Here is a 23,915-nt window from a genome sequence, read left to right as displayed (position 1 = left end):
ATATACTATCAATCAAACATCCAATTTAATATGTCACATTCAAGAAGAGATTTTATTAGAAAAATCAGTGGAAGCTCAGTGCTGCTCATCGGCGGTACTGCCCTTGGTGATGCTTACGGCAAAACCTTTACCTTAGAATCAAATGCTAAAATCAGTGCGAATGATACCGTCAGAATCGCATTGATTGGCTCTGGTATTATTGGGCATTATGATACTGATACAGCCTTGAAAGTGCCTGGCGTAGAATTAGTGGCTGTTTGTGACTTGTACACTGGACGATTGGAAAGAGCCAAAGAAAAGTGGGGAAAAGATATTTTTACGACCAAAGATTACCGCGAAATCCTGAATAGAAAAGACATAGATGCCGTACTAGTTTGTACATCCGACCATTGGCATGATAAAATCTCCATTGATGCGATGAATGCAGGCAAACATGTTTACTGCGAAAAACCAATGGTACACCATATTGAAGAAGGGAAGTCAGTAATTGAGGCACAGAAAAAAACGGGGAAAGTTTTTCAAGTAGGTTCACAGGTAGCAAGTAGCACTGTTACGGCGGAAGCTAAAAAAATTTATGAGTCGGGCATTATTGGCGAATTGGTGTATGTAGAGGCTACAAATGACCGTACTTCTGCCAATGGTGCTTGGCAATATACCATTCCAACGGATGCTTCTACCCAAACAGTTGATTGGGATACTTATGTGGGCGATGCTCCTAAAATGCCTTTTGATGCCAAAAGGTTTTTCCGCTGGAGAAACTACAAAGACTATGGAACGGGTGTAGCTGGAGACTTATTTGTGCATTTGTTAACCAATTTGCATACAATTACGGGCTCTACGGGACCTAATAAAATATTTGCCTTGGGCGACTTGAACCTTTGGAAAGACGGTAGAGATGCCTATGATATTGTAACGGCTTTGATGAATTATCCTGCTACGAGTACCAATCCTTCGTTTCAGTTTTTTACCCGAGTAAACCTTGCTGATGGTGGTAGTGGAGGTTCTCCTACGCGTTTAATAGGTACGGAAGGGGTTATTGAATTATCGTGGAGTGGTATGAAAGTGAAAAACTTTAAAAGACCCAAAGCACCCGAAATTGGTGGATACGATTCGCTATTTACTTTCTCGCAAGCAGAACAAGAAGAATCTAAAAAAGCCTATAAAGCCCTATATACTGATGAAGATACTAAATGGCAATATGGTAAAGAGATTACATTTAAAGCGGTAGACGGTTATGATTCAAGGCTTGATCATTTTATCAATTTCTTCGAATCTGTTCGGACAGGCAAAGCAGTCTGGGAAGATGCTACTTTTGGATTAAGAGCGGCTGCGCCTGCCTTGGCTTGTAATAAAAGTGCTGAGATAGGTAAGCCTGTAATCTGGAATCCTGAAACGATGAAATTAGGTTAAAATATAAGAGAAGTATTTCCTTTATCCTTAGCGAGGGACTTAAGTTCCTCGCTAAGGATAAAGGGTAAATTAACCAACATTATTCTTTAAAGACTCTCAATATACTTAAAGTATATTTTCGCATTAAATCAAAAAAAATCTGCATTTAACTTGTTTTTAATGAAAATGTTTCACATCTTGTACTAGAATTAATATGTCATCAAAACATTTCATCAAATGGGTTGTTGATAAGCGTCGAATCGTATTCTCTGGAATACACTTCTTCTTAGTAGGGTATAAACTTTAGGGTTTATTATTTATTGTCTTTTTGGCAAAATCAATGTATTAGCCTATTGGCATTGAATTGCATGCTTAATATCTAAGTTGATTATAAATAAAAATTGACGAATTTCTTCGTCAACTAATGATAGATTTTGGGCGAATTTTTAATTTGGCTGATTACGTATAGTATAGTTTTTTTACAGATTTTTTATGGGTTAGGGTTATTGAAAAAGTCGTTGGCCATGCTAACGACTTTTTTTTATTATTATCATTTTCTTTCTTAAAAACCTTTAAAAACTGGCTTTCTTTTTTGTAAAAATGCAGTCACTCCCTCTTCAAAATCTTTTGTTTGTCCAGCCAAATCTTGATGGATAGCTTCTAATTCAAGCATTTCTTCTAAGCTAGAAAATGATGATTGATTCAATACTTTTTTGATTAAACCTATCGCCTTCGTGGCTGAATTGGCATATTGTTTTGCCATTTTAAGTACTGCCGAGTCGAGGTCAGCTTTCGGTACTACTGAATTGACCAATCCTAATTCAAAGCATTCTTGTGCCTCCACTACCCTGCCTGTCGAACATAATTCAAAGGCTTTTTGTGATCCAACCAATTTTGGTAAAAAGAACGACGAACCTGCATCAATAATCAACCCTATATTCACAAAAATTTGAGACATCTTGGCATTATCAGCCGCAATGATGATATCACAAGCCAACGCCAACGAACAGCCTGCTCCTACTGCCGTACCATTTAGGCGACAAATTACGGGTTTGGGTAAATTGCGGATGGCTAAAATCATAGGATTATAGTTTTTCCGAAGGGAATCTCCCAAGCTCGTAGCATTACTCATGCCACTTTTCAAATCTGCACCTGCACAGAAAGCATTTTCACCTGCACCCGTCAATACCACAACGCGTACGGATTCGTCAGTATGCACTGCTTCAAAGGCTTGAGTAATTTCTTGAATGAGGGCTGTATTAAGGGCGTTATAAACCGCTGGTCGATTGAGTGTAATGGTGCAAACACCATCCTGAATATGATAGATAAGATGCTGATACATGAGAGTTGTTTTTTGATTTACCAACTCTAATTTGAAGCTTTTTTATTTATTATGCAAGCATAACATTTCAAATAAAGAAGATGACTACCGATAAACTAACAGTAATCCCCAAAATGGTTCCTGCTAAAATCTGAGCGGGCGTATGAGCATTCAGGTATAACCTAGCCGACATTAGAAAACCTGCTACCACAATGGCAATCAGCACTGGATAGAATAATGCAACCGTACCAAATTTAATGGCAATACCCATCAAAGCTCCTACGGTGCCACTGATGCCTACTGCATGGGCTGATATTTTCCAGTAAAGACTAATAAAAGCTACGGCTGAAATAGAAAAAGCGATACTGGTAAGAATAAGCGATACTTCGGGAAACTGATGCAATTTGAAGGTAAAAAACACTGCTACGAACGTATAAATAGCTACCGTAACCAAATAAGGCACTCGCCTATCCGACAGGGTTTCCATTTTTAAATCACTGATGATTTTGAACCGATATAGTGCATAAATACTAAACACCGGCAATACAAAAGTTTGTAAAAATATGAGCAACAAAAGTCCCAATTTCAAACTCATCATGCCTACTCTTGAAGTGCCATTAAATAATTCAAGATTATGAATTGATTCTGGTGCAATATAAAACAGAACAGCAAAAATAATTGTCGGCATAGCTAATGGATGCAACAATGCTGATAATATTTGGGCAAAACGTGTATTCAAGTGGTTTTTGTTTATTTATGATTTTATGAGCTATGAGCTATGAGCTATGAGCTATGAGCTATGAGCTATGAGCTATGAGCTATGAGCTATGAGCTATGAGCATTTTTTCTTTTACTTAAGCTCAATGCTTATTGCTCACAGCTCATCACTTTATAATTGCTTCCTAAGCCTAGCCACAGGTATATTTAATTGTTCTCTGTATTTGGCAACGGTTCTTCTGGCTATGTTATAGCCTTTTTCATTCAAGAATTTCTCTAGTTTATCATCTGAAAGTGGGTTCTTTTTAGATTCGTTATCAATTAATTCCTTCAAGATATTTTTCACTTCACGACTAGATACATCTTCGCCAGAATCTGTTGAAATACCCTCTGAAAAAAAGTATTTTAAAGGATATAATCCAAACTCTGTTTGAATAGACTTACTGCTTGCTACTCTGGAAACGGTAGAAATATCCATGTCAATCTGCGTAGCAATGTCTTTCAAAATCATGGGTTTTAATTTTGTCTCATCGCCCGTCATAAAAAACTCATTTTGATAATCCAAAATAGCCTTCATCGTTCTCAACAACGTATTTTGTCGTTGTTTGATGGCATCAATAAACCATTTGGCAGAATCTAGTTTTTGTTTGATAAAAGTAACTGTTTCCTTGATGGCCCTGTTATTTTTATCACTTTTCTCATAAGTATCCAACATCTCATGGAACGAGTGGCTCACCCTCAACTCAGGGGCATTCTTAGAATTCAAATACAATTCTAACTTACCATTGGTATTCGTCAGGATATAATCAGGAAGCAAGAATTGAATTACACCACCATCTTCTTCTGCAGCCCCAGGTTTGGGATTCAGCTTGGTTATTAGTTTGATGGTTTGTTTCAGCGCATCGTCACTGATATCTAAGCGTTTCTGAATCTTGTCATAGTGCTTCTTTGAAAATTCGTCAAAGCTATCCTCTATAATTCTGATGGCATCTTGCACAAAAGGTTCGTGAATATCTTTTCGGTCTAGCTGTAATAAAAGACATTCTTGTAAATCTCGTGCGCCAATACCAGCGGGGTCGAAGGTTTGAATTTGTTTTAATACTACTTCAATATCTTCAATGGTCGTATAAACTCCTTGCGTAAAAGCCAAATCGTTAACGATAGCCTGTAGTGGGCGACGAATATACCCGTCTGATTCAATAGAGCCTATCAATTGTCGCCCTATTATTTCTTGATGTTCGTCTAACCTCAAATAGCCCAATTGTGAAAGTAAATGATCGTTCAGGTTGGACAACATGGCTATCGGCAAATCCTTATCATCATCATCCGAATTACCATCTCCCTGCATCTTATAGCCATTATAATCATCACTCAGATACGACTCTACATCAATGTCTCTATCATCATATTCTTTAAATTCTTCATCCGCATAATCGTCAAAATCGTCGTCGTACTCATCGGCTTCTTTTACTTCTACTTCTGCACCTTCTTCCAAAGCAGGGTTAATTTCTAACTCCTCCTCAATCCGAGCGGATAATTCAAAAGTAGGTATCTGCAACAGTTTGATAAACTGGATTTGTTGTGGAGATAGCCTTTGTTGGAGACTTTGATTAAGACTTAATTTTTGCATAAAGTATTAAAATGCGATTTAGAAACCGTAAAACGATCAAGGCAAAATGGTTAATGAAAATTAGAATTGACAGCCTTATCAACTATCTTGCCAAATTTATTGAATTTAATTACACCTTGTTTATTATTTTCAATTTATTTCCAGTAAAAATTTGTAAAATATTAATAATCAAAAACTAAGCATCTTCTATATTTATTCCTTAAAGTTAATAAACGTATCTTTTTCATGAAATTTAACTAATCAGACAATCAAGTAACGATTTAGTATTTTAACGTTCAATGATAAAATTTAATGTATGATAAATTATAAACTATGAAAAATACCATCTAATTCGGTAATTGTAAGTAATTTTGAATTCTAGTAAATCAATAGTACGAGTGTTTTTTGTTTGTTGATAAACAAGCTAAAAATCAAAAATCCGAAATTATACCAATGCAAATCAAGCAAATTTTAGCAGAAGCCCAAGTTGGCCAAGAAATAACCGTAAAAGGTTGGGTAAGAACCAAACGTGTACAACCAAACGTAATTTTTATTAATATTAACGACGGCTCTGTAATTCATAATATTCAGGCTGTAGCTGAACCGGGTATTATTGAAGAAGAAACGCTTAAATTAATTACTACGGGTTCGTGCGTGGCCGTAACAGGTACATTAATAGAATCTAAAGGTTCGGGACAAAGAATAGAATTACAAGTAAAAACTGCTGTGGTGTATGGTACTGCCGACCCAGAGAAATATCCGCTTCAACCTAAAAAACACTCTTTAGAGTTCTTGCGCGAAATCGCTCACTTACGTCCACGTACGAATACTTTTTCTGCAATACTCCGTATTCGTCATTCATTGGCTTTTGCTATTCATAAATATTTTAACGATAACGGTTTCTTCTATTTGCATACGCCTATCATTACGGGGTCGGATGCTGAAGGTGCGGGTGAAATGTTTCATGTCACTACCCTAGACCCTAAGAATCCTCCATTGAACGAAGACGGTACTGTAAATTATAAAGAAGATTTCTTTGGTAAAGAAACCAACCTAACCGTTTCTGGTCAGCTAGAAGGCGAATTAGGAGCCATGGCTTTATCGAAGATTTATACTTTCGGCCCTACTTTCCGTGCTGAAAATTCTAATACTGCTCGTCACTTAGCTGAATTCTGGATGATTGAGCCAGAAGTTGCTTTCTATGAGTTAGAAGATAACATGCGTTTAGCCGAAGATTTCACAAAGTATGTTATTAAATATGCTTTGGAAAACTGTGCTGACGATTTAGCGCTTCTTGAAAACCGTTTGAAAGAAGAAGAGAAAACTAAAAAGGCAGAAGAGCGTTCGGAATTAGCATTAATTGAAAAACTTCGCTTTGTGATTGATAACGAATATGTAAAACTTACTTATACAGAAGCCATCCAGATTTTGTTATCATCAAAACGTCACAAAGAAGGTAAGTTCCAATATCCAGTTGAATGGGGCATCGACTTACAGTCTGAACACGAACGTTACTTGGTTGAGAAACATTTCAAGAAACCAGTTATCTTAACGAACTATCCAAAAGACATCAAGGCATTTTATATGAAGCTGGATGAGGACGGTAAGACTGTTCGTGCAATGGACGTACTTTATCCTGGTATTGGCGAAATCATCGGTGGTTCTCAGCGTGAAGATAATTACGAAAAATTATTACAACGTACTAAAGAGGTAGGCATCCACGAAGATACGATTTGGTGGTATTTAGAAACACGTAAATTCGGTACAGCACCACACTCTGGTTTTGGTATTGGGTTCGAACGTTTGGTAATGTTTGTAACAGGTATGACCAACATCCGTGACGTAATTCCTTTCCCACGTACACCGAAATCAGCAGAGTTTTAATAGTTGTGAGTGAGTGAATGAGTGATTTAGTGATTATTTTTAGTAAATTAATCCTCAAATTATTCATTCACTTTGTCACTAAACAATACTGCTATGTTAAAAAAGACTATTTACTTTTTGTTTTTTCTCTTAAGTACCTCCTTTGCTGTTATTGCTCAAAATCCCGAAGAAAAAGCGGTCAAGGCTGTAGTAGTGCAACTTTTTGACGGAATGCAAAAACACGATTCTACAATGATTCGTGGTACCTTTCATCCTTCTATCAGAATGCAGTCGATTGGCATAAACCGTAAAACTAATCTGATGGATTTGACCACCGAAGAAAACGCAGATGGTTTTATTAAACACATTGGTTCATTACCAGCCAATATACAAATAGAAGAAAGAGTATTAAGCTACGAAATCAGAGTAGATGGAAACATGGCAACTGCTTGGACACCCTACGAATTGTATGTAAATGGCAAACGTCAACATTGCGGAGTAGATGCCTTTCAGTTCTACAAAACCGAAAATGGTTGGAAAATTATCGCTTTGGCTGATACGCGTAGGAAATGTGAATAGAAGGAATTATAAGATTTTTAAAGGTCAGCCAATAAAGCTGACCTTTTTTAATTATTTTGCATCAGAAATATGAAATAGACTCCATGAAAGTTACAGAATTATATATACAAGAATACAATCAATTCAAAGATTTTCGTTTGGATTTAACCTATCCAGAAGGACATCCAAAAGCTGGACAAGCTTTAGACAAAGTATGTTTTATTGGGCAAAGTGGAACGGGGAAGACTAGTTTGATTGAGATATTGAAGAAAACGCTTTTTGTCATTTCTTTACCAAACTTGATAAATCGTTTATCTGATGAATCTGTCCATATTCCTTCTATGTACCCATTAATAGGATTAGGTTTTGCTAAAAATGGTGTAAATGTTACTTTTGATAATAAACTCAAAGCAATTTATGACACATATAATGATAAAGATAATTTTTCGCCCAATGGTGAGTCTTTTCTTACTTCAGTTAGTGGATTAGACAAAAGCATCATTGATTATTTAAACAACGATTTCAAATTATTCTACTATCCATGTGACCTTGATATACCTAAAACTAATAAGGCTCAAAAAGAAAAGTCCCAAAGCTCTCCATTCGAAAACTTTTACGATTTCAGCAACTATGATTTACAAAGTAGCTGGGCAACTATCAACGAAGCAATAATAAAAGACCGTGAATTAGAAATCAAAAAAAGTCTAGAGCTTTCTAAGTTACTACAAAATCCAAAATATTCTCAAGAAGACATTATTAACGCAAGAAATGAATTTTTACAATGGCGTCAGGAGAATCCTAATCCTATTATAGATTTAGCCGATAAATTTTTAGATAAAATCATTGGACGTTTTAACCTAAAAGTAAAAACTGAACTAGATTTTGAAAGAACAGAGGATATTGAAACCATCAAAATTCAAACTGTACAAGGCAAAGACATTCCTTTTGAAGGACTAAGCACTGGTACAAAACAGGTGATTCTGACTGCCTTGCCACTTTATGGTTTAAAGCCTGAAAAAGCTATCATCCTTTTTGATGAACCAGAACGTTCTCTTTATCCTGATATTCAAACTGAAATTGTTAATTTTTATACGAGTATGGCTAAAGATTCTCAGTTTTTCTTTGCTACCCATTCACCTATGGTAGCTTCTTCTTTTGAACCTTGGGAAATTGTAGAACTAAAGTTTAATAATGAAGGCAATGTTTATCAAGAACTGTATTATAACAAGGAAAAAGGTAGACACGTCGATAATTATACAATCAATCCACAATACTTAACTTGGATGGGCATTTTGCAAAAGGTATTTGACTTAGACCAAGAAGGAAATGATTTAAGGGACAGAGCACTAATAGATTTAGCTACTTTAGAAAGGCAATTAAAAAATAAAAAGCTCAGTGTTGAACAAGAAAAAGAAAAATTAGAAGAATATATTAAACTTTCTGAACTTTTAGATTATTGGAATTTAGATTCTCTTAATAATGAAAAGAATTGATAAAACTATAATTCATTCTACTACTTACAGAGATTGGATAGAGGAATTTGAAAATAATGAACAAAACCATGAAAAATACAAGTCAAGTGGTGAGCATTATTGGGACGTAGTTATGAGTTTATACCATTGTCAAAATGGATTATGTGCCTATACTGAAAAGGATTTAATAGGAGATTTAGAATTAATTAACATCGAAAATTGGGATGATGGTAAGTATCAACTTCTCGAACCTAAACCATTCCATGAAGGTGAATTAGAACATTTCGATTCAACCCTCAAACCTACTAAGGGATGGTTATGGGATAATCTTTTTATGGTTTCTTGTACAATAAATCGTCGCAAGAGTACCAAATCAATTGATAATATTCTTAAACCTGATAGTCCGAATTATGTTCCTGATGAATTATTGGATTATGATGTTAATCTGCATATTTTTTTTGCAAATACTAACTTAGACGATGAGACAATAAAAAGAGTTAACGACATGATTCATGTTTTAGGATTAAACTTAGTGAGTGGTTTTCGTAAAAGTTATATAAATAAAAGAATCGAGAGAATTAAAAAGGGTGGAGACCGTGAGCCAATTGAACAATACCACACCGCTTATGAAATGACCCTTAGAAATCTTAATCTTCAATAAAATTTCAAAAATAAAATCAAAAAACATTTGGAATTTTATTTTTTTAGATTGTACTTTGCAATACAAAGTAATTTGAAAATGAATCAACACTTACAAGATATCTCTGAAATACGTTCAATGATGGAACGTTCCAGCCGATTTATTTCCTTTAGTGGATTATCAGGCGTATTTGCAGGCTCATTTGCCTTGATAGGTGCTTATTTGGCCTATCAAAGAATCCTGTCTGAGTATCCCACTAGCTACTTGAATTTACAAGACAATACCCCATTGTTAACATATATTGTGATTGACGGGCTCAGTGTTTTAACACTTTCGCTTAGCATTTCATTATATTTCAGTATCAGGAGTGCTAAACGCAGAGGGTTAAATATTTGGAGTAGTACTTCTAAAAGGCTCTTTTCCAACATGGCCATTCCTTTGGTAGCGGGAGGTTTGTTTACTTTGATTTTACTAAAACATGCACCGCATTTGATAGATGCTGCCACGTTGGTATTTTATGGCTTAGCCCTTGTGAACGCCTCTAAATATACTTATGATGATATTCGATACCTCGGTTATATCGAAATCGTTTTGGGCTTAATTTGTGGTGTATTGGACGAATGGAAGCTTGGCTTACTATTCTGGGCGATTGGTTTTGGCGTACTACACATTGTTTATGGAATAGTGATGTACCGTAAATATGAATCTTGATTTGAAGATTTGATAATTGAATTCCTATAAATTATCAGATTGAACATTATGCAAACTATTATTTCTAACATAAATAAATCTTTTGAAAACCGTGTAAGGTTAGGTGTGATGTCTATCTTAATGGTGAACGATTGGGTAGATTTTAATGAATTTAAAGAGACGCTCAACGTTACTGATGGTAATTTGGCCTCGCATATTACTGCCTTAGAAAAAGAAAAATATATACATGTCAGAAAAGCGTTTATTGGCAAGAAACCCAATACATCATTTCAGGCAACTGTTGAAGGGAAACAGGCTTTTCAAGAACACCTGAATGCTTTAGAAGCGTTAATCAAAGGCTCTCTATAAAAAATTAGACGAATGGTATACATTCGTTTTTTAAAAACTTTATACTTTGAAATTCAAAGTAATTTGCAAAAAACTATCTTAACTCCAATACTATCATGGAAACTCCAGAAAAACTATCACTTTTTGAACGCTTTAATAATTGGGTAAAAAGCTCAGTCATGCTAAAACTTTTTTCCATCTTCATCCTCATACTGTTATTGATGATTCCTTCTACCATGCTGGAAAGTTTGATTCATGAAAGACAAATAACCAGAGATATAGCTGAGGAAGAAATAACATCTAAATGGGGAAGTAATCAGACAATTGGTGGGGCAGTTATTACCATTCCCTACACCATCATTCAGGAAGATGATAACGGTAAAAAGTCAACGGTAATAGCATACGCTCATTTCTTGCCCGAACATCTTAACATTACGGGGAAACTGATTCCAGAAAAAAGATACAGAGGGATTTATGTAGTGATGCTTTATAATGCTCAACTCCATTTACAAGGCTTTTTCAAAAAACCTAATGTAGAATTATTGAAAATTCCGAAAGAAAGATTTTTATTTTCTGAAGCTTTTATCTCTTTTGGAATAACCGATATGAAAGGAATCAAAGAGGCAATTAAGCTAAAAATCAATGGCATAGATACCGAAATGAATTCTGGCATTGAATCAAAAGATTTATTTGCTTCTGGGGCAAGTTGCCCCATTAACTTAGCGGCTGAAACAATCAATTTTGACGCTCAGATTAATCTAAACGGCAGTAAAGAGATTGACTTTCTGCCCTTTGGGAAAACAACAAAGGTCACCATTGAATCATCTTGGGGAACGCCAAGTTTCGTAGGGGAATCTTTACCTGACGAACGCCAAATAACTGAAAAAGGCTTTAAAGCGGTTTGGAATGAATTGCATCTCAACAGAAATTATCCTCAACAAGGAGTTGGAAATTTTATCGGCTTTGACGCCAATTATCAAGAGAGTAATCCTCATAACCACACAACCGTTGATTATTCAGACGGTGTAGCTACAAAAGTTACAGGCGAATTACAAAGTTCATTTGGCGTAAAACTACTTTTACCAGTGGATGAGTATCAAAAAACGATGCGTTCGACCAAGTATAATTTGATGTTTATTGTCATCACGTTTATCGCCTTTTTCTTCGTAGAAATTCTTAATCGAAAACGCTTGCACCCTATTCAATATCTTTTGGTAGGTTTTGCCATTTGTCTTTTTTATGTGCTTTTATTGGCAATTTCAGAACACCTTTCTTTCAATATTGCCTACCTAATCGGATGTATAACGATACTGACTTTGATTACGTTTTACACGCAAAGTATTTTCAAAAATTCACGCATTACCCTGATATTCAATGGTATACTTTCATTACTCTATGGCTTTTTCTATTCATTACTACAGTTGGAAGATTATTCTTTACTATTAGGAAGTATTGGATTATTAATCATTCTGACGGTTGTGATGTACCTGACACGCAATATAGACTGGTATCGTGCTTACAATAATAAAGAATAATAGTTCTATGCAGGACAGTCTTGTCTGCTTAATTAGGCAAGCTGTCCATTTTTCTAAACAACATCATGAAAAATTTCAATCTAGTCTTAGCCATTATTTACGGCGTTATGATGTACCGTAAATATGAATCTTGGTTGAAAGGTTTGATAATTGAGTTGCTGTAAAATTATCAGATTGAACGTTATGAAAACTATTATTGATAACATAAATAAATCATTTGAAAACCGTGTAAGACTAGGCATCATGTCCCTCTTGATAGTGAACGATTGGGTTGATTTTAATGAGTTTAAAGAGGTACTCAACGTTACCAATGGCAATTTGGCTTCTCATATTACTGCATTAAAAAAAGAAAAATATATAAAAATCAGAAAAGCCTTTATTGGCAAAAAGCCCCATACGTCATTTCAGGCTACTAACGAAGGGAAGCAGGCTTTTCAAGAACACCTATATGCTTTAGAAACATTAATCAAGGGCTCTGCTTAAAAAAACAGACGAATGATTTGCATTCGTTTTTTAAAACTTTTTTACGTTCAACTTAAAGTAATTTGCAACTAAGGATATCATGAATACTAAAAAAATCTCGCTGGCACTCACCTCCCTTACATTCAGCTATATGTTTTATGAACAAACGGCTGGCATTAATTTCTTAGTTTTTACACTTGTAGTTATTAGCACGATGCTCATCGTTCGCCCTGTTTTATTAAATAATAAGACTTGGCTCATAGCTGTCAGCGGAAGTATTCTGTCGGCGCTTATGATTATTTGGCAACATTCTATGCTGGCTATCATTGCGAATGGTTTTTCTTTGGTTTTACTGATTGGTCTGAGCAATCATAGCCAAAGTTCGGTATATGTAGGCTTGTATAAGGGCATTAGCACATTGGCGATGTCCTTTTTTAAAGCATTATTTGCAGGCTTAGATAAATATATTTTTCATCAATCTTCAAAACAGAAAAGTAGTTTTTCAATCAGTAAATCCGCAACTTTCTATGTATTTCCTTTATTAATCACGTTTGTTTTTTATTTGTTATATGCCTCTGCTAATCCTATTTTCCACAGCTATTTTCACTTTTCACTAGACTTTATTTCGGGTAAATACCTCCTCTTCTTAGGATTAGGAATCTTCTTAAGCTTTGGTTTTTACTATCAATTTTTGAGTGAAAGCCTCACCGAATGGGATGTTGCTCAACCAAATGTCTTAGTCAGAGTCAAGAGAAAAGTAAAAAGAAATTTTCAATTGACCATCCTGAAAATGGAAAATACAAAAGGTATTATTTCGCTTATGATGTTGAATTTACTTATCCTATTTTTCAACATTGTCGATTTTTCTACCATTTTTTCATCTCAGGCATTACCCGATGGCGTAAATCATTCTGAATATGTTCACCAAGGTGTAAACACCCTCATTTTCAGTTCCCTCCTAGCTATTTGCATTATTTTGTATTATTTCAGAGCCAACCAAAATTTCTATGCCAACAATCAATGGTTACAAAGGCTTTCTTATCTATGGCTTTTGCAGAATACTATTTTATTAACAGGTGTCATTTTCAAAAACCAATTGTATATCACTGAGTTTGGGCTGACTTACAAACGTATTGGTGTATATGTTTTCTTGATACTTTCTATGGCTGGTATCATCAGCACCTTTTGGAAAGTACACTATCGAAAAACACTTTGGTTTTTATTAAGAACGAATACATGGTTTGCGTATAGTCTATTGGTTATCAGCAGTTTTATCAACTGGGACAATGCCATTGCTCAATACAATATTCATACAGCCAAACAATTGGATGTAACCTATTTATTAAATCTCAGCGACAATACCTTACCAGCGATAAAGTCTTTACTAAGTAACTCCAAAGTCAATCTTAATACTAACGTATACAACTACGCCCATTTAAAAAATGATAATCATACTAGTCCTACACCTATTATTTCACAAAGAGCATTTATTCTACTCACATTAAAACGATTTGAGGATAATTACAAGACAAAACAATGGCAGTCTTGGAATTATGCTGATAATCAAATCTTTAAACAAATAAGCCAATGAGAAGGTTACTGGCGATTATTGTTTCACCGTTGGCAGGGACTTTTGTGACTTTTACAACTATGCTTATTGATGAAGGCTCTTTCTATTTTGATTTGGAGTTTTTTAGTACGCTAGGTTATTTTAGTATAGTGCCAATATCTATTCAAATATTTTTCATCGAAGTTTGTTTAGCTATATATTCAAGTCACTTTAAACTCGACATGAAGGCCTATTCCTACTTTGCATTATTTTGTTGTTGTGCATTGACAACTTTCGTAGAATTAAAAATTTTTATAGACAAATCTCATTTAGATAAAATAATTGAGACGATAAGAGTTTTCGCCTTCTTTGTCGCCTATTCCATTGCCAATATATTTTGCTATTATCACTTATACTTTAAACATGAAGTAAATGAGCATGAAAACGTATAGTATCTACACCAATTATTTCATAAAGAATATTTTTTCTACCTAGTAGTAAAATAATTTAAGCAGGATTGCAAGACCTAAAATGACAATATGACAATGATTTCTAATGACCAAATTTTTAATCAAATGAGAAGGTTTCTGGCGATTTTCATTTCACCAATGGTGGGATGCATAGTAATTTTAAGAGACTTATTTGAGATATATGCATACGCTTATCTCATATCACTTATTATACAAATTTTATTAATTGAGTCTTCTTTATATATATATTCAGCATTTAGAGAGGTCAATTTAAAAACATATTTAGGATTAGCGATTATCTATTGTATGGCATTCACAATTTTATGTATCATACGACCAAGTCGACAATTATCCATCTCTGATTTAAATTGGATTATGGAAACATTCGGATTTTTTGCTGCATATTCTCTTGGTAATATATTTTGCTACTATCATTTATACTTTAAACATCAAGTAAATAATCATGAAGACGTATAGTATTTCTACTCGGAAAAAACAAGTGTTCATTAGCCTCGGCTTGATGTCGGGCATGGCCGTTGCCTTGTTTCTTTTTGAAGCTTTCTTTTTTCATAATATCTATTTAATAGGTATCAACTGGAATTTATTTCTTGCTTGGATACCAGTCTTTATTGTACTCTACATGGAAAAGCTGGTTTCGTCCAACTTGAACCAGCCTATTAAAATATTGGGTTATAGCATTGTATGGTTATTATTTTTTCCAAATGCCCCTTATATTATTACTGATTTGGTTCATCTTTATCCTTATACCAATAACGGCAGTTCATATTGGCATCATCAGATAATGATTTATACTTTTGCTTTTGTAAGTTTGATTTGCGGATTACTTTCTTTGTATTGGATTCAGAAAATATGGACTGCCTGTTTCTCGCAAGCCCTGAGTAGGGTATTTACTTTTACTTCGATTGCTTTATCGGGCTATGGAGTATTTCTGGGTAGGATTGAGCGCTTTAATTCTTGGGATTTTTTCATTCATCCTATGCCTTTAGCCAAATATGTTTTACATTCGTTCAGTAATCCAACGGCTATTTTAATAACTTTTGAATTTGCTACTTTTATAGGCTTGGCATATTGTATGCTTTATAGCTTGATTCATTTGAATGACCAATAACTTTAACTAAGAATTATTAGATGATTGATTTTCGGAAATTTATAAGAAGTATGTCTTTTGCCATTCAAGGCATAGTTTCAATGTTTATTACTGAAAACAATGCCCGAATTCATCTTTTGGCTACTACCGTAGTAGTATCAGCTGGTTTCTATTTTCATCTTTCCTCAAACGAATGGCTATGGATTTTACTAGCTATTGCCTTAGTCTGGATACTGGAAGCCGTTAATACTGCTATCGAAACCTTGGTAGATTTAGTCTCTCCTGATTTTAACCCATTGGCGGGCAAAGCCAAAGATATTGCCGCTGGTGCAGTGCTGATTGGTTCAATCTTTGCGATAATTGTAGGAATTATCATATTTATCCCTAAACTTTCGTTATAAATATTCATCTTGCTGAAAGTTTTAAGGCTTTCAGAAATTCATTGAATAAATATTCCTATTTTTGCCTTTTAGCAAGAGCCATTCACGACGAATACCGAAATCGTCCTTATTATATCATGAAAGAATACGGAACCAACGTCCAGAAATTAGTGAACCATATCCTAACGGTTCAAGATAGAGAGAAGCGTACCAAATATGCATATTTATTGGTTGAATTGATGCGTCAGGTTCACCCTAATATGCGCGATACGCAAGATTATACCAACAAACTTTGGGATGATTTATACATCATGTCTAAGTTCAAGTTGGATGTTGATAGTCCTTTCCCTCCACCATCGCCTGATGCGGTAGGTAAACTCCCTAAAACAGTGCCTTACAATACGCATCAATTGCGTTATCGCTATTATGGTCGTAATGTAGAATTGTTGATTGCCAGAGCCATTGCAGAAACAGACGATAATGAAAAACGTATCTTGGTTGCTCATATCGCGCGTTTGATGAAAACGTTCTATCAAAACTGGAATCGTGAAGTAGTAGATGATGAGGTAATCTGGGGGCATATCTTAGAGATTTCTAACAATACCCTTGCTCCTATCGTCCATGCTATTTCAGGACATTCGTCGTTGGGCAATCTTCGTAATGCCAACAACCGCCCTACTCCGCCAAATACACACGTTAGTAGTAACAATGGTGGTAGAAATGATGGTCGTAATAATAACAGCGGAGGTCGTCAAAACTTTGGAGGAAGAAACGATGGCAATCGTAGCGGAGACCCACGCAACAACGGTGGTAGAAGCGATAATCGTAATAATAACAACGGCAGAAACGATAATCGTAACAATAATAATAACAACAGCAATAATAGAAACAGAAGATAGTTTGTGATGTAGGTATTTCAATATTATCGTTCCAAAATACTTATCTCAACTTTTAGATAGACAATACAAGGTTTAAACATGGCATCATTCAAAGTAACTGGTAGTCGCCAAATGAAAGGCGAAATTATTCCGCAAGGAGCAAAAAACGAAGCATTACAAATTTTGTGTGCAGTAGTATTGACAAAAGACCCTGTAACGATTCATAACATACCGAATATCAGAGATGTGAATCAATTAATCGACCTGCTAGGCGATATGGGTGTTCGTTGTACGCGCATTGCAGAATCTTCGGTAAAATTTGATGCCTCAGAAGTAAACCTTGATTACCTAAATTCAGAAACCTATAAAAGAAAAGCTGCTGCTCTCCGTGGTTCTGTAATGTTGTTAGGACCAACATTGGCACGTTTCAAAAAAGGCAGAATTCCTTCACCAGGGGGAGATAAAATTGGTCGTCGTCGTTTAGATACCCACTTTTATGGTTTTATGAAACTGGGTGCAAAATTCAATTATAGCCAAGATGAAGGTGGAATTTATGAAGTAGATGCCTCGCAACTAAAAGGTGCTTATATGTTGTTAGACGAAGCTTCTGTGACGGGCACAGCCAATATCGTAATGGCGGCAGTATTAGCAGAAGGTACTACTACGATTTACAACGCTGCCTGCGAGCCTTATTTGCAACAGCTTTGTAAAATGTTGAATAGAATGGGCGCCAAAATATCAGGCGTAGGGTCTAATTTATTAACGATTGAAGGTGTTGAATCGTTGACAGGTACAGAACACACCATGTTGCCAGATATGATTGAAATTGGGTCGTTTATCGGTATGGCTGCTATGACGCAATCAGAAATCACCATCAAAAACTGTTCTGTTCCAGATTTAGGCATTATTCCTTTGGTTTTCCAAAAATTGGGTATTAAACTAGAAATCAGAGGTGACGATATTTATGTTCCTTCTCAAGAACATTATGAATTAGAAACATTCATTGATGGCTCTATGCTTACCGTTTCTGACCATCCTTGGCCGGGTTTCACGCCCGATTTACTAAGTATCGTATTAGTAACTGCTATTCAAGCAAAAGGAACGGTATTGATTCACCAAAAAATGTTTGAAAGCCGTTTGTTCTTCGTGGATAAATTGATTGAAATGGGTGCTCAGATTATCCTTTGCGACCCACACCGTGCTACTGTAGTTGGATTAAATCGCCAGCAACAGTTAAGAGGCATCAGAATGACTTCTCCTGATATTCGTGCAGGGGTATCTCTTTTGATTGCAGCAATGTCGGCAAAAGGTACTTCTATCATTGAAAACATCGAGCAAATAGACAGAGGTTATCAAAACATTGATACGCGTTTGAATGCTATCGGTGCTGAGATTGTAAGACTTTAAGCATTTTTCAGTGAGTGATTTAGTGAGTTGTGAATTAGTGATTACTTGTACTATCTATCATACAGCTACCGAGAGCCGATGACCGACAGCCTAAAGCCAACCATAAATGTCCGAAAGCTGAAGACCGACGGCTGACAGCCTATAGCTCATAGCTCATAGCTCATAGCTCATAGCTCATAGCTCATAGCTCATAGCTCATAGCTCATAGCTCATAGCTCAAAACTTTTTAAAACATTTTTCGGTTCAATAAAGTTGAAATAATATGATACCAAACGTATTTAATATCAACTTTGCTGAACCGATTGTTTTTTTGTGGCTATGCATTGTCATATTTGCCATAGTGGTTTTTCGTTACTTTTTGTTGGCAGGTATTTTTCACCTTTATTTCTATATTTGGAAATCAAAAACGTGGGAAATTAGAAAGCTCAATAAAAAGCAATATCCGCCTGAACAATTCCGCAAAGAAATATTTTGGTCATTACTCACCGCCTTGATTTTTTCGGTTATCGGAGCTTTTACAGCCGTGCTTTGGCAACAAGGACATACGGCTATTTATTTGGATATTAATGCCTTCCCACTCCTATGGTTTCCTGTCAGTATTCTACTATCAATGTTTATTCATGAAACGTACTATTACTGGGTTCATCGTTGGATGCACCAACCCAAAGTTTACAAAATAGTACATCATGTCCATCATGAAAGTAAAATTACATCAGCTTGGACGGCCTTCTCGTTCCATCCCATCGAAGGTATTTTAGAAGCCCTGATTATGCCATTGATTGTAATTTTGCTACCCATGCATATTTATGCTATATTGATTCATTTAACCATCATGACCATCACTGCGGCCATTAACCATTTAGACATTGAAATTTATCCTAAAAATATCGTTGGCAACCAACTGGGCAAATACATGATTGGTGCTACACATCACAGTCATCACCATAAATATTATCGTTATAATTATGGCTTATACTTCACCTTTTGGGACAAGATAGGCAAAACAGAAAGCCCTAATTTTGTAAAGGAGTTTGACGAGAGGAAGGAAATTCAGTAGAAAGCGCTGTTAAACACGAATGCCACTCACTAGCGAGGGACTTAAGTTCCTCGCTAGTGAGTGGCATTCGTGTTATATCTTATAAAAATGAAGACTGAACTATTTCCTAAAGTCTTATAGTCTTAAATCCTAAAGTCCAAAAGAAACCTATCTCAAATCATTCACCTCAACACCTGGGAATTTACTTTTGTCGAATACAAAGTATTTATCATCTACAGGTATGTTAGGAACAAAATTGTTTACTTTGAATGTCTGGCGTTTACCATTTTTATCGGTAATAGTCCAACTTTTCACAGACTTATCTTTTTTATTCAATTTAATTTTCACTTTCGAAACCTGCGTGCCTTTCTTTTCTGGCGAAAGCTCAATTACTTCATACGACTCCGCTCCTTCTTTCACTTCCTGAATAAACACATAACGATACCCCTTTTTATCAAATGAATAAATTCTTGAAGGGTTTAAATCATTATCCGACGGTTCATAATCAGAAATATTCACTTCATTCGTTTCTTTGATATACGTAGAAACCTCTTTGCCATTGTTATAAATCTCTTGCCCGCCTGTTTTTAAACGATACTTTTGTCCTTTTACCGTAATATTTCCTTGTAAAACCTGACTTGAACCATCCGCACCATACGTAAATGAAGCACTAAATGCTTTCATTGATTTGTACTTTTTCTGCATGGCATCAATAATTACTCCAGCCTTCGAATCTTGAGCTTTTACCCCTACTACAGTAATTATTAGGCAAATGGCAAGTAAAAAAATCTTTTTGTTCATCATTTTGTAATATATTTTAATTTGCTTTCGTTTGGACAAAACAAGTATTGTTTGGTTTAATTAATCGTAATAAAAACACAAAGGTGCTTAAAAAGTTCAAAATTTCAATAAACCATTGCCTCGATTTAACGATTTGCTAACCTTATTTTTTATTAACCCTAATTTAAAGCGGAGTAAGTAGCTTTCATGCAAATTTTCAAATTAGAAACTTTATCTTTGCATACAAGGTAATTTAAGTCCAAATCTTACAAAAAATATGCAGTTTTCATTCAAGAAATTCCTCCCACATTTATACGCAGTCATTGCTTTTGTTGTGCTTGCAGGAATTTATGCCTCTCCGGCCTTACAAGGTAAAAAATTAAAGCAACACGACATCACCATGTCATTGGCTTCTTCACACGAATCTACTGAATTTACCAAAGCAACAGGTATTGTGCCTTGGTGGACAAACTCGATGTTTGGTGGGATGCCTGCCTATATGATTCACGGTGCCTATCCAAATAGCATAGGTTCAACCATTGGTGGGGACGTAATGGGCTTTTTACCATCGCCTATCAACGTTATTTTCTTAGAGATGCTGGGCATATATATTCTATTAATCGTGTTGGGAGCAAATACTTGGCAATCCATCATAGGTGCCATTGGTTATGCTTTCTGTACGCTTAATATGGTTATTCTACCCGCAGGACATACTTCAAAAGCCATTGCCTTGGCTTATGCACCAATGGTAGCAGCAGGGGCAGTATTATGCTTTAGAGGAAAGTATTTATTGGGAGGAGCCTTGACGGCACTCTTTATGAGTTTGGAGATTTATGCCAACCACGTACAGATTACCTACTACTTTGCTTTGTTGCTTTTCGGATACGTTATTGTTGAGATAATCAACCATGTAAAGCAAGGAAAAATAAAATCACTCGTCTTTGCTTTATTAGCATTGGGCTTAGGTTCGTTTGTTGGGGTAGCTAACCACACGATGCGCCTTTGGAATAACTATGAATACTCTAAAGAAACCATTCGTGGTAAATCTGAATTAACGAGCAATACACAGTCGAAGGGAGGTTTAGACCGCGATTATGCTTTTAGTTATAGCTACGGCATTGGTGAAACGGGTACTTTATTGATTCCTAATTTTTATGGTGGAACAATGGGCGGAACCTTGGGCGGTAAAAAATCAGAGACCTTAAAAGCAATGGTTAATGCGGGTATTCCAGAAGAGAACGCTTTGCCATTTACTGAAAGAGGACCAGCCTATTGGGGCGACCAACCTAATGTGGGTGGACCTGTATATGCTGGGGCAATCATTTGTTTCCTTTTTGCTTTGGGTGCTTTTTTAGTGAGAGGTTCATTAAAATGGTGGTTAGTAGGCACAGCTGTATTTTTCACGATGCTTGCTTGGGGTAAAAACTTCCCTTTATTAAACTACCCAATGTTCGATTATTTTCCGATGTTTAACAAGTTCAGAGCCATTACCATGATTTTATCGCTTACGCAACTAGCGATGGTAATATTGGGCGTACTTGCTTTAAAACAGATTAGTGATAACAAACCAACGTTTGAAACTATTAAAAAACCATTGATTTATGGTTTGGCATTAACCGCTGGATTATGCGTAATTTTTGCGCTTGTACCAAGTTTGTTTTTTAGTTTCAAATCTCTAAGTGACGAAGCAATGCAAATCACAGGTGACAAGGGCGTTGATGCTCAAATCCTGAGAGGCATTGTGCTAGACCGTGAGTCGTTGATGCGTTCAGATGCTTTCCGTTCGTTAGCCTTTATTCTATTGGCTGCTGGTTTAATCTGGGCATGGGTTTCAGGCAAAATCAAAGAAGGTATTTTTTATCCTGTTTTAATTTTATTAATCGTAATAGATTTATTCGGAGTAGATAAACGCTATTTTAATAATGACAACTTCGTTTCTAATTCAGAATACGAAGAACTATTTACGCCAACCGCTGCCGACGAGCAAATATTGAAAGATAAAAGTATCTACAGAGTATTTGATGCCGCAGCCGCTGGTGGTTTCAGTAGTGATGCTAAGGCGTCGTATTATCACCAATCAATTGGTGGGTATCATGGGGCTAAATTACGTCGCTATTCAGAAATCATTGAAAACCAGATTGCCAAAAACAATATGCAGGTATTGAATATGCTGAATACGAAGTATTTCATCATGCCAAACCAACAGACAGGTCAGCCAGTGGCACAGCAAAATCCAGAGGCTTGTGGTAATGCTTGGTTTGTTAATTCATTTAAAATTGTAGCTAATGCCGATGAAGAAATGAAAGCTTTAGATAAGTTTGACCCTAAAGACATTGCTTTCATCGACAAAAGATTTGCTGACCAAGTGGCTAATTTGAAAATTCAGCCAGACAGCTCTGCCAATAAAATTGTGTTGACATCGTACAAGCCAAATGCTTTAACTTATCAATCAGATGCTAAAACAGAACAATTGGCTGTTTTCTCTGAAATATTCTATCGTGGCAATATAGACTGGAAAGCCTATATCGACGGACAATACAAGCCACACCTAAGAGCAGATTATATCCTTAGAGCGATGGTAGTACCTGCTGGAAAACACACGATTGAGTTTAAATTCGAACCAGAATCAGTTAAAAAAGGTGGAACTGTAGACCTTATTATGTCAATTGTATTGGTAAGCGTTTTAGGCTTAGCGATATTTTTTGAGGTGAAAAAGAAATAGTTTTAGGATATCGGGTATCAGATTTCGGTTATCGGATTTCATTTTTAAAAATCACCGTAAATCTGCGTATAAAATCTCTGAAAATCAGCGGGTAAAATCAGATTTCATATTTAATAATATAGAACGAGGGGCAGGAAAATAAAGTTAACAAAATAACTCATTGAACTTACAACAACTAACAACAGAAGTAAGCAATTTAACCCGTCAGACGGGTGAATTTGTTAGAAAAGCAGCCTCAGAATTTAGTAAAGATAGTATTGAATACAAAGGGCTGAATGATTTAGTTTCTTATGTTGACAAACAAACAGAAGAGCTTTTAGTAGCTGGTCTTTCTAAAATTGTTCCTGAAGCGGGATTTATTGCAGAAGAAGGCACAGCAGAACAAGCCGAAAATCATGAGCTTGCTTGGATTATCGACCCTGTAGATGGCACAACTAATTATATCCACGGCGTGCCTGTTTTTGCTATTTCAATTGCCTTAATCAAAGAAGGCAAGATTGTATTGGGCGTAGTTTATGAAATTAATAGAGACGAATGCTTTAGTGCATGGCTTGGCGGAGGTGCCTATTTGAATGAAAAGGCTATTAAAGTGTCTTCTGCCAAAACGCTAGGCGAAAGTTTAATAGCAACAGGTTTTCCATATTATGATTTTGAATTGATGGAAAACTATATTGGTATCTTGAAAGAATTGATGCAAAAATCACATGGACTTCGTCGTTTTGGAGCTGCCGCTGTAGATTTAGCTTATACTGCTTGCGGACGCTTTGAGGGCTTTTTTGAATACAATCTAAAGCCTTGGGATGTAGCCGCTGGCTCTTTAATTGTTCAAGAAGCAGGTGGATTTGTAAAAGATTTTAAAGGTGGCGACGATTTCGTGTTCGGACGTGAACTAATTGCGGGCTGTGGAATGTTTTCTGAATTAGAGGAGGTGATTGTTCGCAATTGGAATATCACAAAGTCTTAACATTAAATAAAGACTAT

At 35.8% G+C, this 23,915-nt stretch carries 22 protein-coding genes; 18 read left to right on the top strand and 4 right to left on the bottom strand.

Annotated elements, in window-relative coordinates:
- Positions 1-30 precede the first annotated feature (30 nt).
- Positions 31-1,410 carry a Gfo/Idh/MocA family oxidoreductase gene (locus J2Y60_RS17895; RefSeq protein ID WP_309921178.1) on the top strand — a complete coding sequence of 460 codons (1,380 nt, stop codon included), beginning with the start codon at positions 31-33 and terminating at the stop codon, positions 1,408-1,410.
- A gap of 541 nt (positions 1,411-1,951) precedes the next feature.
- Here the strand turns inward: J2Y60_RS17895 and J2Y60_RS17890 are convergent.
- The 3 genes from J2Y60_RS17890 to rpoN all read right to left on the bottom strand — a co-directional run bounded on the left by J2Y60_RS17890 (position 1,952) and on the right by rpoN (position 5,057).
- Positions 1,952-2,731 carry an enoyl-CoA hydratase-related protein gene (locus J2Y60_RS17890; protein ID WP_309921181.1) on the bottom strand — a complete coding sequence of 260 codons (780 nt, stop codon included), beginning with the start codon at positions 2,729-2,731 and terminating at the stop codon, positions 1,952-1,954.
- Between the two features lie 67 nt (positions 2,732-2,798).
- Positions 2,799-3,449 (bottom strand): hypothetical protein, encoded by a 651-nt coding sequence (locus J2Y60_RS17885; RefSeq protein ID WP_309921184.1) that lies wholly within the window; start codon positions 3,447-3,449, stop codon positions 2,799-2,801.
- Positions 3,450-3,599: 150 nt separating this feature from the next.
- Positions 3,600-5,057, bottom strand: coding sequence for an RNA polymerase factor sigma-54 (gene rpoN, locus J2Y60_RS17880; protein WP_309921187.1), 1,458 nt, complete (start codon positions 5,055-5,057; stop codon positions 3,600-3,602).
- A 432-nt stretch (positions 5,058-5,489) separates the two neighbouring features.
- On the opposite strand from rpoN, the gene asnS reads away from it, so the two are divergent.
- The 15 genes from asnS (at position 5,490) to J2Y60_RS17805 (ending at position 19,453) form a co-directional block, all read left to right on the top strand.
- Positions 5,490-6,920, top strand: coding sequence for an asparagine--tRNA ligase (asnS, locus tag J2Y60_RS17875; RefSeq protein ID WP_309921189.1), 1,431 nt, complete (start codon positions 5,490-5,492; stop codon positions 6,918-6,920).
- 93 nt (positions 6,921-7,013) lie between these two features.
- On the top strand, positions 7,014-7,478 hold the full coding sequence (locus J2Y60_RS17870) for a nuclear transport factor 2 family protein (protein WP_309921192.1): 465 nt from the start codon (positions 7,014-7,016) through the stop codon (positions 7,476-7,478).
- Positions 7,479-7,561: 83 nt separating this feature from the next.
- Positions 7,562-8,950 (top strand): ATP-binding protein, encoded by a 1,389-nt coding sequence (locus tag J2Y60_RS17865; RefSeq protein WP_309921195.1) that lies wholly within the window; start codon positions 7,562-7,564, stop codon positions 8,948-8,950.
- Entirely contained in the window at positions 8,937-9,590 is a 654-nt protein-coding gene (locus J2Y60_RS17860) for a hypothetical protein (protein WP_309921199.1), read from the top strand. The genes J2Y60_RS17865 and J2Y60_RS17860 overlap by 14 nt, the downstream gene beginning before the upstream one ends.
- Before the next feature lie 78 nt (positions 9,591-9,668).
- Positions 9,669-10,280 carry a hypothetical protein gene (locus J2Y60_RS17855; protein ID WP_309921202.1) on the top strand — a complete coding sequence of 204 codons (612 nt, stop codon included), beginning with the start codon at positions 9,669-9,671 and terminating at the stop codon, positions 10,278-10,280.
- Between the two features lie 48 nt (positions 10,281-10,328).
- Positions 10,329-10,628: a transcriptional regulator gene (locus J2Y60_RS17850; protein WP_309921205.1), complete on the top strand. Its 300-nt coding sequence runs from the start codon at positions 10,329-10,331 to the stop codon at positions 10,626-10,628.
- Positions 10,629-10,723: 95 nt separating this feature from the next.
- A complete protein-coding gene (gene creD, locus J2Y60_RS17845) occupies positions 10,724-12,142 on the top strand; it encodes a cell envelope integrity protein CreD (protein WP_309921208.1) in 1,419 nt (472 codons plus the stop codon).
- Positions 12,143-12,325: 183 nt separating this feature from the next.
- Positions 12,326-12,625, top strand: coding sequence for a transcriptional regulator (locus J2Y60_RS17840; protein ID WP_309921210.1), 300 nt, complete (start codon positions 12,326-12,328; stop codon positions 12,623-12,625).
- Between the two features lie 79 nt (positions 12,626-12,704).
- Entirely contained in the window at positions 12,705-14,195 is a 1,491-nt protein-coding gene (locus J2Y60_RS17835; protein WP_309921213.1) for a DUF4173 domain-containing protein, read from the top strand.
- Positions 14,192-14,605 carry a hypothetical protein gene (locus J2Y60_RS17830; RefSeq protein WP_309921216.1) on the top strand — a complete coding sequence of 138 codons (414 nt, stop codon included), beginning with the start codon at positions 14,192-14,194 and terminating at the stop codon, positions 14,603-14,605. Before J2Y60_RS17835 ends, J2Y60_RS17830 begins: the two co-directional genes overlap by 4 nt.
- Positions 14,606-15,086: 481 nt before the next feature.
- The gene (locus tag J2Y60_RS17825) at positions 15,087-15,752 is read left to right on the top strand and encodes a DUF1361 domain-containing protein (RefSeq protein WP_309921218.1); all 666 of its coding nucleotides are present in this window, start codon (positions 15,087-15,089) and stop codon (positions 15,750-15,752) included.
- A gap of 50 nt (positions 15,753-15,802) precedes the next feature.
- A complete protein-coding gene (locus J2Y60_RS17820; RefSeq protein WP_309921220.1) occupies positions 15,803-16,132 on the top strand; it encodes a diacylglycerol kinase family protein in 330 nt (109 codons plus the stop codon).
- A 41-nt stretch (positions 16,133-16,173) separates the two neighbouring features.
- A complete protein-coding gene (locus tag J2Y60_RS17815; protein ID WP_309921222.1) occupies positions 16,174-17,010 on the top strand; it encodes a DUF4290 domain-containing protein in 837 nt (278 codons plus the stop codon).
- Positions 17,011-17,088: 78 nt separating this feature from the next.
- On the top strand, positions 17,089-18,396 hold the full coding sequence (gene murA, locus J2Y60_RS17810) for a UDP-N-acetylglucosamine 1-carboxyvinyltransferase (protein WP_309921225.1): 1,308 nt from the start codon (positions 17,089-17,091) through the stop codon (positions 18,394-18,396).
- 262 nt (positions 18,397-18,658) lie between these two features.
- Complete coding sequence (locus tag J2Y60_RS17805) at positions 18,659-19,453, top strand: sterol desaturase family protein (RefSeq protein WP_309921230.1); 795 nt, start codon at positions 18,659-18,661, stop codon at positions 19,451-19,453.
- Positions 19,454-19,600: 147 nt separating this feature from the next.
- Here the strand turns inward: J2Y60_RS17805 and J2Y60_RS17800 are convergent, their stop codons facing one another.
- Positions 19,601-20,236 (bottom strand): outer membrane lipoprotein carrier protein LolA, encoded by a 636-nt coding sequence (locus J2Y60_RS17800; RefSeq protein ID WP_309921233.1) that lies wholly within the window; start codon positions 20,234-20,236, stop codon positions 19,601-19,603.
- A gap of 253 nt (positions 20,237-20,489) precedes the next feature.
- Here J2Y60_RS17800 and J2Y60_RS17795 point away from each other — a divergent pair, with 253 nt between their 5' ends.
- Both J2Y60_RS17795 and J2Y60_RS17790 read left to right on the top strand, forming a co-directional pair.
- Positions 20,490-22,934 carry a hypothetical protein gene (locus J2Y60_RS17795; RefSeq protein WP_309921236.1) on the top strand — a complete coding sequence of 815 codons (2,445 nt, stop codon included), beginning with the start codon at positions 20,490-20,492 and terminating at the stop codon, positions 22,932-22,934.
- Positions 22,935-23,094: 160 nt separating this feature from the next.
- Positions 23,095-23,898 carry an inositol monophosphatase family protein gene (locus tag J2Y60_RS17790; protein ID WP_309921240.1) on the top strand — a complete coding sequence of 268 codons (804 nt, stop codon included), beginning with the start codon at positions 23,095-23,097 and terminating at the stop codon, positions 23,896-23,898.
- The last annotated feature ends 17 nt before the right edge of the window (positions 23,899-23,915 follow it).

The organism is Arcicella sp. BE140 (assembly GCF_031456255.1).
GTDB classification, from domain to species: Bacteria; Bacteroidota; Bacteroidia; order Cytophagales; family Spirosomataceae; genus Arcicella; species Arcicella aquatica.
The sequence above is the reverse complement of the archived record's forward strand: the minus strand, read 5'-3'. Positions and strand labels throughout refer to the sequence as shown.

What these genes read in the sequence shown, in the direction of transcription:
- J2Y60_RS17800 (WP_309921233.1), bottom strand. Translation starts at nt 20,236, where the DNA reads ATGATGAACAAAAAGATTTTTTTACTTGCCATTTGCCTAATAATTACT.
- J2Y60_RS17820 (WP_309921220.1), top strand. Translation starts at nt 15,803, where the DNA reads ATGTCTTTTGCCATTCAAGGCATAGTTTCAATGTTTATTACTGAAAAC.
- J2Y60_RS17855 (WP_309921202.1), top strand. Translation starts at nt 9,669, where the DNA reads ATGAATCAACACTTACAAGATATCTCTGAAATACGTTCAATGATGGAA.
- J2Y60_RS17870 (WP_309921192.1), top strand. Translation starts at nt 7,014, where the DNA reads ATGTTAAAAAAGACTATTTACTTTTTGTTTTTTCTCTTAAGTACCTCC.
- J2Y60_RS17805 (WP_309921230.1), top strand. Translation starts at nt 18,659, where the DNA reads ATGATACCAAACGTATTTAATATCAACTTTGCTGAACCGATTGTTTTT.
- J2Y60_RS17825 (WP_309921218.1), top strand. Translation starts at nt 15,087, where the DNA reads ATGAAGACGTATAGTATTTCTACTCGGAAAAAACAAGTGTTCATTAGC.
- J2Y60_RS17830 (WP_309921216.1), top strand. Translation starts at nt 14,192, where the DNA reads ATGAGAAGGTTACTGGCGATTATTGTTTCACCGTTGGCAGGGACTTTT.
- J2Y60_RS17860 (WP_309921199.1), top strand. Translation starts at nt 8,937, where the DNA reads ATGAAAAGAATTGATAAAACTATAATTCATTCTACTACTTACAGAGAT.
- J2Y60_RS17890 (WP_309921181.1), bottom strand. Translation starts at nt 2,731, where the DNA reads ATGTATCAGCATCTTATCTATCATATTCAGGATGGTGTTTGCACCATT.
- J2Y60_RS17865 (WP_309921195.1), top strand. Translation starts at nt 7,562, where the DNA reads ATGAAAGTTACAGAATTATATATACAAGAATACAATCAATTCAAAGAT.
- murA (WP_309921225.1), top strand. Translation starts at nt 17,089, where the DNA reads ATGGCATCATTCAAAGTAACTGGTAGTCGCCAAATGAAAGGCGAAATT.
- J2Y60_RS17795 (WP_309921236.1), top strand. Translation starts at nt 20,490, where the DNA reads ATGCAGTTTTCATTCAAGAAATTCCTCCCACATTTATACGCAGTCATT.
- J2Y60_RS17850 (WP_309921205.1), top strand. Translation starts at nt 10,329, where the DNA reads ATGCAAACTATTATTTCTAACATAAATAAATCTTTTGAAAACCGTGTA.
- J2Y60_RS17835 (WP_309921213.1), top strand. Translation starts at nt 12,705, where the DNA reads ATGAATACTAAAAAAATCTCGCTGGCACTCACCTCCCTTACATTCAGC.
- J2Y60_RS17840 (WP_309921210.1), top strand. Translation starts at nt 12,326, where the DNA reads ATGAAAACTATTATTGATAACATAAATAAATCATTTGAAAACCGTGTA.
- creD (WP_309921208.1), top strand. Translation starts at nt 10,724, where the DNA reads ATGGAAACTCCAGAAAAACTATCACTTTTTGAACGCTTTAATAATTGG.
- J2Y60_RS17895 (WP_309921178.1), top strand. Translation starts at nt 31, where the DNA reads ATGTCACATTCAAGAAGAGATTTTATTAGAAAAATCAGTGGAAGCTCA.
- asnS (WP_309921189.1), top strand. Translation starts at nt 5,490, where the DNA reads ATGCAAATCAAGCAAATTTTAGCAGAAGCCCAAGTTGGCCAAGAAATA.
- rpoN (WP_309921187.1), bottom strand. Translation starts at nt 5,057, where the DNA reads ATGCAAAAATTAAGTCTTAATCAAAGTCTCCAACAAAGGCTATCTCCA.